The organism is Acidovorax sp. FG48, assembly GCF_057809085.1.
This window is the reverse complement of record NZ_JBMDJH010000004.1, coordinates 115,127-124,633: the sequence shown is the minus strand read 5'-3', so window position 1 is coordinate 124,633 and position 9,507 is coordinate 115,127. Positions and strand designations below refer to the sequence as shown.

18 protein-coding genes are annotated in these 9,507 nt (G+C 57.7%); all 18 read right to left on the bottom strand.

The window, feature by feature from the left end; all coding sequences use genetic code 11:
• Positions 1-56: 56 nt before the first annotated feature.
• Positions 57-878, bottom strand: a complete 822-nt coding sequence (locus ACODSU_RS07515; protein WP_488841277.1) for a hypothetical protein — start codon at positions 876-878, stop codon at positions 57-59.
• Between the two features lie 302 nt (positions 879-1,180).
• Positions 1,181-1,738 carry a hypothetical protein gene (locus ACODSU_RS07510; RefSeq protein ID WP_488841275.1) on the bottom strand — a complete coding sequence of 186 codons (558 nt, stop codon included), beginning with the start codon at positions 1,736-1,738 and terminating at the stop codon, positions 1,181-1,183.
• 84 nt (positions 1,739-1,822) lie between these two features.
• A complete protein-coding gene (locus tag ACODSU_RS07505; RefSeq protein ID WP_488841273.1) occupies positions 1,823-2,239 on the bottom strand; it encodes a GNAT family N-acetyltransferase in 417 nt (138 codons plus the stop codon).
• 28 nt (positions 2,240-2,267) lie between these two features.
• Positions 2,268-2,576 (bottom strand): type II toxin-antitoxin system TacA family antitoxin, encoded by a 309-nt coding sequence (locus ACODSU_RS07500; protein WP_436078723.1) that lies wholly within the window; start codon positions 2,574-2,576, stop codon positions 2,268-2,270.
• Between the two features lie 56 nt (positions 2,577-2,632).
• Positions 2,633-2,956, bottom strand: coding sequence for a hypothetical protein (locus ACODSU_RS07495; RefSeq protein WP_488841270.1), 324 nt, complete (start codon positions 2,954-2,956; stop codon positions 2,633-2,635).
• A gap of 88 nt (positions 2,957-3,044) precedes the next feature.
• Positions 3,045-3,401, bottom strand: a complete 357-nt coding sequence (locus ACODSU_RS07490; protein WP_488841268.1) for a hypothetical protein — start codon at positions 3,399-3,401, stop codon at positions 3,045-3,047.
• A gap of 287 nt (positions 3,402-3,688) precedes the next feature.
• Positions 3,689-3,988, bottom strand: coding sequence for a hypothetical protein (locus ACODSU_RS07485; protein ID WP_488841267.1), 300 nt, complete (start codon positions 3,986-3,988; stop codon positions 3,689-3,691).
• 59 nt (positions 3,989-4,047) lie between these two features.
• Positions 4,048-4,392 carry a beta barrel domain-containing protein gene (locus ACODSU_RS07480; RefSeq protein ID WP_488841265.1) on the bottom strand — a complete coding sequence of 115 codons (345 nt, stop codon included), beginning with the start codon at positions 4,390-4,392 and terminating at the stop codon, positions 4,048-4,050.
• A gap of 67 nt (positions 4,393-4,459) precedes the next feature.
• Positions 4,460-4,774, bottom strand: coding sequence for a hypothetical protein (locus ACODSU_RS07475; protein ID WP_488841263.1), 315 nt, complete (start codon positions 4,772-4,774; stop codon positions 4,460-4,462).
• Complete coding sequence (locus ACODSU_RS07470) at positions 4,771-5,190, bottom strand: hypothetical protein (protein WP_488841261.1); 420 nt, start codon at positions 5,188-5,190, stop codon at positions 4,771-4,773. Before ACODSU_RS07470 ends, ACODSU_RS07475 begins: the two co-directional genes overlap by 4 nt.
• 95 nt (positions 5,191-5,285) lie before the next feature.
• Entirely contained in the window at positions 5,286-5,900 is a 615-nt protein-coding gene (locus ACODSU_RS07465; RefSeq protein WP_488841260.1) for a hypothetical protein, read from the bottom strand.
• A gap of 21 nt (positions 5,901-5,921) precedes the next feature.
• The gene (locus tag ACODSU_RS07460) at positions 5,922-6,173 is read right to left on the bottom strand and encodes a hypothetical protein (RefSeq protein WP_436078715.1); all 252 of its coding nucleotides are present in this window, start codon (positions 6,171-6,173) and stop codon (positions 5,922-5,924) included.
• Positions 6,174-6,255: 82 nt separating this feature from the next.
• Positions 6,256-6,441 carry a hypothetical protein gene (locus tag ACODSU_RS07455; protein ID WP_488841257.1) on the bottom strand — a complete coding sequence of 62 codons (186 nt, stop codon included), beginning with the start codon at positions 6,439-6,441 and terminating at the stop codon, positions 6,256-6,258.
• Positions 6,442-6,523: 82 nt separating this feature from the next.
• Positions 6,524-6,646, bottom strand: a complete 123-nt coding sequence (locus ACODSU_RS07450) for a hypothetical protein (RefSeq protein WP_436078713.1) — start codon at positions 6,644-6,646, stop codon at positions 6,524-6,526.
• 251 nt (positions 6,647-6,897) lie between these two features.
• The gene (locus ACODSU_RS07445) at positions 6,898-7,962 is read right to left on the bottom strand and encodes a phosphoadenosine phosphosulfate reductase domain-containing protein (protein WP_488841255.1); all 1,065 of its coding nucleotides are present in this window, start codon (positions 7,960-7,962) and stop codon (positions 6,898-6,900) included.
• A gap of 79 nt (positions 7,963-8,041) precedes the next feature.
• Positions 8,042-8,602, bottom strand: coding sequence for a hypothetical protein (locus ACODSU_RS07440; protein WP_488841253.1), 561 nt, complete (start codon positions 8,600-8,602; stop codon positions 8,042-8,044).
• A gap of 143 nt (positions 8,603-8,745) precedes the next feature.
• A complete protein-coding gene (locus ACODSU_RS07435; RefSeq protein ID WP_488841251.1) occupies positions 8,746-9,087 on the bottom strand; it encodes a hypothetical protein in 342 nt (113 codons plus the stop codon).
• A 236-nt stretch (positions 9,088-9,323) separates the two neighbouring features.
• Positions 9,324-9,497, bottom strand: a complete 174-nt coding sequence (locus ACODSU_RS07430; protein WP_488841249.1) for a hypothetical protein — start codon at positions 9,495-9,497, stop codon at positions 9,324-9,326.
• Positions 9,498-9,507 lie beyond the last annotated feature (10 nt).

The window sequence follows — 9,507 nt, the reverse complement described above, 5'->3', positions numbered from 1 at the left end:
GCGGGCATAACCGTCTAGGTTTGTGAAAATGATTTCTGCCGGGGTGATTCGGCGGTTCAGCCAGGGTGAAAGGCCGTTTTGAAGTTCACATCGCGCAGTTTCAGGCGGTAGTGATTGAGGTAGAGGCTTGAGGTGGCCAGCATTTCAGCGCGAATGGGAGCATCAGCTGGGATTTCATGGTGCTCAGCGATGTACTTGACGGCAATCGCGTACTGCTTGTGGAAGTCCGTGTTGTCGAGTAGGTACGTGTTGACCTTGCCCTTTAATCCAGAGGTGTTCACAGTCGGTTTGACGGTGATGATTGCTCCGCGCAGCGTGGACGGCTTGCAGTAACTCACGCCTCGCAGCCGCCCATCGGGCCTGAATACCAGTGCCCTGAGAGGATCATTCGAAGCTGTAGACGGTGGTTCAGTGGAGTGGATACCAGCAACCCCACTATCGCTCCCCAGAACCGGTTCAACGATTTCAGGATGCGCTTGCAGAGCGGCGTTGATCGCGTCCTCTTCCGAATCGAAGCCATCAGGCCCGGAGTCCTCAAAGCCCCACACTTCACCATCATCGTCATAGGTGATGCGGATGGAGTGTTCAGCCAGAGCTTGTTTCCATTCAGCAGGCTCACGGCCCTGAAACCCACCGTTGGCGATGGGCAGGGCACGTCGAGCCTTGATCTTGAAAATCTCAAGGCGAACGATGAGTGAATCTACGTCTGCCAGGAGGTTGCTGTCACTCCCTGATGCCAGGGCGGACTGCCATCGCTCTACCAGGTGTGTGGTGGGTTCGATGAGCAGGTGTTTTGCGAAGTCGGTGTGGGCCACCAGTTCCTGCTTGAGGGCGAGGAGGGCGGTTTGACTTGCGGTGATCGAGGTGTCTGTATGCATGTCGTTCTTTGGATGAAGAACGGGAATCGAGGCCCATGGGCATCAGATGCCCGTAGGGGTTGGTGAATCGTTGTGCTGATTTGCCGGTAGGCACGGCCAGCTGCCGTATCAAACCTCTGCGCAAGGCGGAGGATGGAATTCGCTTACCCAAACAGACGGAGGGATTGCTTGGGAAAGCCCCCTGCGGCCCCTGAGGGCACGCAAGAGAGCGGGGTGCACCAGAACCAAAGGGTAGGGGTGCAAGGATTGACGGTAGGGCCTCTGATGGCCTTCTACCGGTTGTGGGAGCAAAACGTCCCAGATCAGGCGCCAGAGGGCGGCGTGATTGCGGTGTGCTTGGCCAACTGGATCTCCAGCGTGTCGCCTTCGCTGTCCACGCAGATGAAGAATCCGTTGTGCCAGTGGCCGTTGGCAATGCCGTCCTGTGTCAGCGTCACGGCGAAGTTCACACCTTCGCTGTACCAGCTGAAGCGAACAACCTGGTTCCCGTCATTGGCGACCACATCAGAAGTTTCCCAGTGCTGGAGCAACTGCTGGTTCACGGTCACTGAGTCGGCCTGGTTGAGCATCGCGAGAAAAGCGATGCTGGATTCGAGCAGAGGGGAGCCCTGCGCGCGATCGCAAGGCGATGGGGTTTCAATCCCGGCCATTTGGGCGTTCGACGTGATGTCTTTCAGCTGCGTTTGCAGCAGAACATCGCATGCAGCGACCTCAGCATCCGCCCAGGCGTGGCCCAGGGCTTCACGATCGGCCGAGGTGGCTGAACTCATAAGTTCACGGTAGGCCGCAACTGACGCGCGCAAGAGCGACAGTTGGGCGTGTGTGAAGCCTACTTGGATCAGTTCGTTGGAATTTGACATGGTGCTCTCTTGAGAAATGGCGAGCACCGGCCCAGAGGGCATCAGTGCCCGTCTGGGTTGGTGGGGATGATTCCGAATCAGGGATCAGGAACGAGATAGCGGCAAGAACAGCTCAAGCGGATGGTCATCCGCCAGGGGTTCAAAGCCGTAGCGTTGGTAGAAGGGCAGGGCGGATGGTTTTGAGTCCACCAGGATGCCCATTCCACCAACGATGGCGGCGGTCTCGGTCAAACGCTCAATGGCATTGGCCAAGAGGATGCGACCTAGACCGAGGCCCTGTTGCTGGTTCGAAACGGCCAGACGGCCGATGCGGAAGACAGGGATTCGCTGCGGATACTTCTTTGCCTTGGATGCGGAAAGCTCTGCGCTGCGCAACTCGCCGATGCTCACCGAGTAGAAGCCGTAAACGGCAGGTGAGGTTTCGGTGTCTGTGGCGACAAACGTGGAAGAGATCCCCTTGTCCATGTGCTGGCGAGCCATGGTGGCCAGCCAGCGGTTCAAATCAGCATTGCCGCAGTCGAATGACTTCCTATCGTGGTGACCACGCAATGGAAGTATTCGAACCATCGATCTTCGCTGCCTCGTAGTCGGCCATGAGCCGTTCGAGTTCCGGCGAGAGTGCCGTTGTGGCGTCAATCCGCTCCAGCACGCGTTTGTAGCCGCGCGCCGTGAGATTGATGATCTCCGTTGGGGTGGAAGTACGTCGAGCGTCTGCCACAGCGGCCTTGACCACAAAGTCTTCAACAGTCACACCCTTCAATGCAGCGGCCGACTTCAGCTTGTGCAGCGAAGTCGGCGATACACCGATAGTGAGGCTTTTGGAGGATTTCGTGGGCATGGCCAACCAGGGCTTGGACGAGGTTCTTCGTGTCCCATGAGTGTAGCCAGGTCCGTTCATTGCGTCACCAGTCCATGTTGAGTGGCCGGGGCGACGAGATGGACAAAGCCGTACTCCGTGAGGACCTGATTCCCAGCGACGTTGGCTTGAGCGACCTTGGAGGGGTCACCTGCAGCCAAAGTGTTGTGGATGCTTGCGGCCTCGCGGTCAACCGAGGCAGCTTGCATCGGGTGTACTGGTACGCCTTGCATCAACTTCACGGCGTCGTCAGTGCATGTCGGAGCGAGCCCCAGCCGCTGTGCGACCAGAACCTTCACCGCTTGGCACTGGCCGTAGGTCAGGGGTTTGCCGCCAGGAACGCTGTTGGCTTTGTTTTGCATAGCTTGATCTCCTAAAAAAGGAAGACAAGCACCGGCCCCGAGGGGCAAACAGGTGCCCGTCATGGGGGGGAAGAAAAATCTGCTTCAGTTAAGCATCAACGATGCGCGTCGAACGCACCAGATCGTGCGAAGCCATGTACCCGACACCATCCAGCTTCAACCATTTCTGGGTGGAGGATGATGTTGAGAACATGTAGCGAACACCTTCGCTGGTTTTGTGGGCAGTCACCACAAAATGCCCTTGACGCTGGTTGTTGACCAGGTAGGCCTCAGGCTCACCGTTGAGTTTGTACAGGAGGGCCCCCTTGCCGGGGTTGGTCTTGTAGAAGCCGTGGGAGTCAGGGAGGGGTGGTTTGCCCAAGGGGCTGAACTTCAGCCCGTTGAACTCCAGATAGGGTCCAAGGGCATTTGTGTTGCGACTTTCAGTCGCGATGGTTGCTTCCATGATGGGGCTCCAAAGAATCCCGGAGGCAACATCTCCCCAGCGGGGATAGTGCTCCCCGGTGGGTTGGTATGTGTCAGGCCATGCAGCCCGACGTGAATTGCTGGTTCGCCAGATGGCACGGTCAGCTACCGTTTTCGCCGCGAGCATTACGCACGTGGTTGAAATCGCTTTCCTAAGCCCCCTGAATGGGGAGGCTTGGGGAAGCGCCTGCAGAGCCCTAGAGGGGTGTGCAGAGCTTCTTTATTCCGATCGCGCCCGGTGGGGCTCGGTCGAAATGGTGACGCCTTTTAGGCGGATTCTTGACCATCGGTCCGAGAGATTGCGGATACACCACAGATGTCTTCAAGGGCAATGGGTTTGATTCTGCCGTCGTTTTCGTCTATGCGAGCATCGTAGATTCTGAAAGCCATGTCCTGGGTAATTTTCGTTGTGGACCAAAGGATGAACACTGGCAAGGTCAGCGGGTTGTAGGCAGGGATTCCATACGCCTTGAGACCATCGAGTTGTTCTGCCTTGCGCAGTAGCTCCAGCGCTTGCGCGCGGAGTTTCATGGCGTCGGCCGTACTGATTGAAGTTGGATTGTTCATGGATAACTCCGGTGAACTGATGAGGCCCAGCCCCAAGGGGCGTGGTCCTCTCAGGGTAATCAGGGTTTTGGGATCAGCTCTACACCCAGCAATCGCGCAGCCTCAAGGATGTCGCTGGTCCTCATGTTCTGAGGAACAACCGTCGCGATGCGGGCTTCGAGTTGATCGAGCAATATCTTGTTGGTGCGATAGGTCTCGTAGAGGCTCGCCGAGAGCCAGTAGCTCTCGTTTTGCCCATGGTAGACCCCGAAGTCAACAAGGTGTTGCCATGGGATTTCAGTCGTGGCAAGGTGAACGTAGAGCCGTCCTACCTTGGTGATCAGGACGCTGGCCGGTGTGCCCTTGCGGTACCGGGGGACAACCACCAGCGTGTCTCCAGTTTTTGGGGCCGGGAATTTGGCCATGTCGATTTCTCCGTTGTGACTTGGGGCCCGTTCCCATGAGGCTCGTGAGCCCCATGGGGTTGGTTGGTCATGCACCTTGGCGTTTGATGGCGCGCTTGCGGTACTGCCACAGCGTCACCATCGCGGTGATGCGAGTTGCACCGGTAGAGAGCACCTGCAGGTCAGGTCCATGGCTGTCATCGGGGGGAATCTTGATGTCGCAATTCCACCCGTTCGCTCCGAGCTGAAACCCGCCCAGAACCGCAACATCAGCTTTGGTGTTGGGACATCTCCGCATCAGAAAGCCGGGGGCCTGCGCGATGGGATGGTTCGTGTTCAGTTCCAGGTAGAACTCACCGTCATCCTGGATGATGACCTGGTGTTTGTTTGCAGGGGGAATCATGCTGCCGAAACCTCACCTTTGACCGCTAGGGTCACTTTCTGCGGCAGGGCTTCAGGGTGGTACTTCAGAGCCGCGTTGATCGCGTCATCGAAGCATTCCCACTGGTCAGCATCGCAGCCGCTGTACCCGAAGTACCCGCCACCGGTCTCGTAGACCTCGATCGCGACTTTGCGCAATGCCGTGATGGCCTGCTCCCGGGAGAGCCCCTCAAAGCCGCCATTTTCGACGGGGAGGTTCTGGCGAACTGCTGCGCGAAAACGCTCCAGGTCGCTGATCATCATCTCAACGGCGTCGAGGATTGGCTGAGCGGGGCTTTTCTGAAGCCCTTGGGCCCACTCGCTGCAGAGCAGGCTCAGCGCTTGGTTGGGGGATGTGCAATGGGCTTCCGAGGATGCGTTGATTTCCTGAGTTGTCATGGTTGTGCTCCAAATGGAATGACGGGTCTCAGCCCTGCGGGCTGTCGAGCCCGTCAGGGGTTGAAAAATTGCTTGCTGAGACTTTCAGCTCGGGACTACCAATCGCACTGAACAGATCCCACCAGGTGGGTTGTCTCGTGCTCATCGCCTTCGTTGATGCCATCACCGTTGGGGAGAACCACTGCGATCTCGAAGTCTTCAAGTACCTCGATGCCTTGTCGGTTGTGGAACTCGTCCAGAACCGCCTTTGCAATCTCAGTTTTCTCACCAAGGGTGAGGCTTGCGAACTTGATTGGCCGTGTGACCTTCACCCAGAAGGGGTACTCCCCTGGTAGGTTTTCGTCTTCCGGGTCGGTGGCAGTGCCTTCGACCTGGACCGTTACATGAAAGCCCGTCTCCGCGTGCAGGTGTGCCCACGAGGGGAGGTCGCTTGCAGCAAAGCCAAAAGGCTTGAGGTCTGGGATGCCGGCATTGACTACCAGCTCCAGAAACTCTTCCGTTGACTTGTGCTTGGCCGCGAGTTCATGGATCTCGGTCAACTTGTCGAATGCCGTCGCAATCCGCTGCTTGCGGTCCGCCATCTCCAGCGAGAGGATGTGACCGTTGCCGCGTGCACGCTCAACCCCGTTGAGGGCTTTTGCGTGATCCACGAGCTGCGTGACATGGAAGGCGATCCGGGTGCGGACCTGATGAGGGATTTTCTGCGTCATGTGTGTGGCTCCTTGACGGGTTCACGACAACATGTGGTTGCAGGCAGCTTCTTGGATGCCATGCTCGTCCATCACCGAATGGAACTCCTGTTCACTGTGGTCTGAGACCTCCACAGTGGGAAGGACCTCATCAAGGTAAAGGGCGATGCCTTTTGAAACAGCGTAGGTCTGAATGGTTTCAGCAATTTTGTCTGCTTCTTCCGCATTCGCGGCGCTCACAACAAAGAATGCCGGTACCAGAAAGTGACGCGTGGATGTTTTGTCGGTTGACATGGTGCTTTCTCCTTGGGAAGGACGGGCACCGGCCCTAGGGCATCAAGTGCCCGTCATGGGTTGGGATAGGTCTTTCGGCTGATCAGCGGTTGGGCCGTTTGTTCTCCGGCACATCGTCTGTGCTGTCGAAATAGAAGGCGCCGTTGTCCGTGCGGTCCAAACCAGAGAGATTGCCCTGGTTCAGCAGCCGCGTAGCTTCAGAGAGTGCGTCATCGAAGGCGCTATCGTCATCGGCCTCGATGACCAAGGTGTACATGCGTGTTTTCATGGTTGCTCCTGTGAGTGGGGCAAGCACTGGCCCCTGTGGGCATCAGATGCCCGCCATTGGGGGTAAAGGGAACCGACAGGTATCAGGAGAAGAAGTACAGGCCGTTCACCACCAGTGCAGCTATGGCGCAGGCGGCGGTGATGAGGTCAGCTTGTGTGTCTTCACCCTGGCAGGCGGATTTCAGGGAGTGGATCAGGTTGCTCATGTGACTTCGGGAGAAATCGGGTGAGCCCCCATCGGGATGCTGTCCCGATGGATTGGAGGTGTGTAGGGTTTGATCCCAACGTGGATGCTGTATCGCTCTTGAGGAGCACGGTCAGCTGCCGCTTCGTTCCACCAGCACTAGGCAGGTAGATGAAATCGCTTTGCGAAGGCCTCGGGCGGGGTGCCAGAGACCTTTGGAAAGCCCCCGCGAACCCCGAAGGGTGCGCAGGAGATTTGAGGCTGTGGAAGGGATCAGGTAGGGCCGCACGTCTGGTCGCCAAAGGCGCCAATGGGCATTTTCCAATCGTCCACGATGATGGGCAGGGTCCATTCCTTGCTGCGAGCTACCGCCAGCCAGAAAGGGTCCATGTCGTAGGGAGTACCTTGCGCTGCAAGTGTCTCCACGGAAAGGGTGCGGTGAATGGTTACACCAAACTCCTTTTCGTAGTTCGAGATCTTCGTGTACTGCTTTGGGACAACGATCTTCACCGAGGCCCATTGGTCAGGTCCGCCAAAGATGCAGCCGATGCAGCTGGCCCGTGGCCACCCCAATATATAGCTTACAAAGGGTTGGATGCGGTGTCGCTGGATGGTCTCCCAAACTTTCGTCTTGGGCCAAGCATGAACAGGCCGCCAGTGATCCACATACCGTTTGACGCGCACCCCGAAACGGTTGTCGGAGCGGTGGGGCTCGAAGGTCTTGTACTTGGCTCGACCGGGTGACTCTTCGGCACGCTCACCGGTGATGATGAGCGTCTTACCAAAGAGGAACTGAGGATCGTTTTTGATCCAGCTATCAAGGGCTGAAATTTTCAAGTAGGACGAGCACCAACGCGTCTGCAGATCCATGGATACCTGAGGAAATTTCCTTCTGGTGCCCAGAGGTCCTTCGCCCCCCACCTGTTTGTGTCCACCTTCCCAGGGGATCATGGTCGCAGCAGTTGGCGAGTTCTCGCGGAGCATCTCACCCTCGAATCCGTTGTGTTTCCACGAGAAGGAAATCTCCATCCCGAGGGCTTTCGCAACGGCTTCGCAGTACGCCTCGCAGCATGGCCAGTCCATGAAGTTCTCACCGTCTCCGTCCACGCGGTGGTGGTGAAGATGGATGCGCGATGCAGGCACCCCGAGATCGAGAAGGTGCAGCACGCAGGCCATTGAGTCTGCCCCACCAGAAAACGCCACGATGATGCGGGAGTAGTCTGTCAGGACGGGTTCAATCCTGCCTTCGTCAGTACCAGCATCTTCATCCCAGAGCGTGGTCTGTGATGCGTGTGATTTCGCCTGCTGGCCACATGGGGCCAATGGCATGGTTTCCATGGCGATATTCCTTCAATGAAAGCCACGGGACCGCCCCTCGCGGGAGCAGCGCCGCGTGGGTTGAGTTGTGTTCAGACGTTCAGATCAACGTTGCTGCAGCGTCTGCCATGTCGGCATATGCCAGATAGCGCAACGCTCTCGCGCGGTTGTCGGCAGCGAACTTGCGAAGCGAATCCGCAGCTGGCAGTTCGTCATCCAGCAGGATCTCGTGATCACGGCCTTTGGCGAGGATGACGGCGTAGCGCGAGCTGCCGTGGCGAATCGTTGTCACCTTGTGGATCTTCATCGGCACTTCGATAACGGGGCGCTCATCGGGGAGGCTGCCCTTCGTCATCAGCTCCGTTTGAGAAACCAGGTGCTGCAGCGCCCAATGCCGAAGAGCATCGGTGTCGGCCATGCTCAGCGTAACGTCCGCAAAGGCCGAGTATTCGTTTGGAAAACTCATACTGGCGTTGGCTTTGATGACACTGATGACTTTGCCGGTGACACCATCTTGTGGGGTCACTTCGATGACGATGGAATGTTCGTCAGCGACGCCTTCGCGGCCGTGGTGCAAGGGTTCACCTTGACGCACAAACGTGCAATGCACGTCGTGGACAGGGTTCGTTTGCATCGAGGTGAAACTGATCGTGTTCTTCATGTCGTTCTCCAAGAAAGAAACGACGAGCGAAGGCCCTGTTGGGCGTCTTACGCCCGTCAGGGTGGGTTGAATTGGCAGTTGCCGGGTGATGGGTGAATTGCCCTTGCCAGCCAGGGGCGAGGCCGGGGAGCCCCCCCGGAGTGCTAGGCGGTTGTGACCATCCAGTCCGATGTTTCGTTGTCCGCGATGTAGGCCTGCAGGTGCTTGCCTCGCCACGACGACGGAGCCGCCGTGGGGAAGAGTTTCACCAGCTTGCCAACATTGCGTACATCCCAGTTGCGGATGAGCGTAGCTCCACGTTCGAGGACTTTGTGCAGGGTTTCACGGCGGATGGTTTCCGTCATGCCGAGGTCCGCTGCGAGAGCCGTCATGCTGAGGTTGACGGGAGCATTCAGATTGGTGGTCAAGCCTGGCATGGCCAGTTCATGATTCACCATGTCGGTGAAAGCATGGACCGCCTTGGTCTTGATGGTTTCGAATTTCATGTGCTTCTCTACGTGTTGAGACAAGCACCGCCCCCCGTATGGGCAGCGAGTGCCCGTCAGGGGAGGTTGATATCGGCGTGCGCCGCGTGTTGCTGTGTTGCCCTGGGGCTGGCCAGCTACCATTTTTTGATCGCAACTTACGCTGCGGCCAGAAATCTTCCCCAAGTCCCCTGGAGCAAGGGACTTGGGGAAGCCCTGCAGCTGCTTTTGGAGCTGCAGGCTTCGGGGCATTTTAATCAGGGCCCCAGGAATCCGCGCAAGTAGCACCGGGTGTGCCAGATCTTGCCTGAGAGGCCTGTGACCTTGTATCCAAATCGCTCGCTGACCTCGTAGTCGCAGGCGACGGAATGTTCGCCACGGTCGTGCCGTGCCGCGAGTTCAATGAGAAGGAACGGATATAGCGTAGTCATGGTGGATGCC

Bases quoted from the DNA above. Each gene is read 5' to 3' on its own strand.
- ACODSU_RS07485 (WP_488841267.1), bottom strand. From the start codon at position 3,988: ATGAACAATCCAACTTCAATCAGTACGGCCGACGCCATGAAACTCCGC.
- ACODSU_RS07445 (WP_488841255.1), bottom strand. From the start codon at position 7,962: ATGGAAACCATGCCATTGGCCCCATGTGGCCAGCAGGCGAAATCACAC.
- ACODSU_RS07460 (WP_436078715.1), bottom strand. From the start codon at position 6,173: ATGTCAACCGACAAAACATCCACGCGTCACTTTCTGGTACCGGCATTC.
- ACODSU_RS07440 (WP_488841253.1), bottom strand. From the start codon at position 8,602: ATGAAGAACACGATCAGTTTCACCTCGATGCAAACGAACCCTGTCCAC.
- ACODSU_RS07490 (WP_488841268.1), bottom strand. From the start codon at position 3,401: ATGGAAGCAACCATCGCGACTGAAAGTCGCAACACAAATGCCCTTGGA.
- ACODSU_RS07515 (WP_488841277.1), bottom strand. From the start codon at position 878: ATGCATACAGACACCTCGATCACCGCAAGTCAAACCGCCCTCCTCGCC.
- ACODSU_RS07430 (WP_488841249.1), bottom strand. From the start codon at position 9,497: ATGACTACGCTATATCCGTTCCTTCTCATTGAACTCGCGGCACGGCAC.
- ACODSU_RS07450 (WP_436078713.1), bottom strand. From the start codon at position 6,646: ATGAGCAACCTGATCCACTCCCTGAAATCCGCCTGCCAGGGTGAAGAC.
- ACODSU_RS07465 (WP_488841260.1), bottom strand. From the start codon at position 5,900: ATGACGCAGAAAATCCCTCATCAGGTCCGCACCCGGATCGCCTTCCAT.
- ACODSU_RS07455 (WP_488841257.1), bottom strand. From the start codon at position 6,441: ATGAAAACACGCATGTACACCTTGGTCATCGAGGCCGATGACGATAGC.
- ACODSU_RS07495 (WP_488841270.1), bottom strand. From the start codon at position 2,956: ATGCAAAACAAAGCCAACAGCGTTCCTGGCGGCAAACCCCTGACCTAC.
- ACODSU_RS07475 (WP_488841263.1), bottom strand. From the start codon at position 4,774: ATGATTCCCCCTGCAAACAAACACCAGGTCATCATCCAGGATGACGGT.
- ACODSU_RS07500 (WP_436078723.1), bottom strand. From the start codon at position 2,576: ATGCCCACGAAATCCTCCAAAAGCCTCACTATCGGTGTATCGCCGACT.
- ACODSU_RS07480 (WP_488841265.1), bottom strand. From the start codon at position 4,392: ATGGCCAAATTCCCGGCCCCAAAAACTGGAGACACGCTGGTGGTTGTC.
- ACODSU_RS07510 (WP_488841275.1), bottom strand. From the start codon at position 1,738: ATGTCAAATTCCAACGAACTGATCCAAGTAGGCTTCACACACGCCCAA.
- ACODSU_RS07435 (WP_488841251.1), bottom strand. From the start codon at position 9,087: ATGAAATTCGAAACCATCAAGACCAAGGCGGTCCATGCTTTCACCGAC.
- ACODSU_RS07470 (WP_488841261.1), bottom strand. From the start codon at position 5,190: ATGACAACTCAGGAAATCAACGCATCCTCGGAAGCCCATTGCACATCC.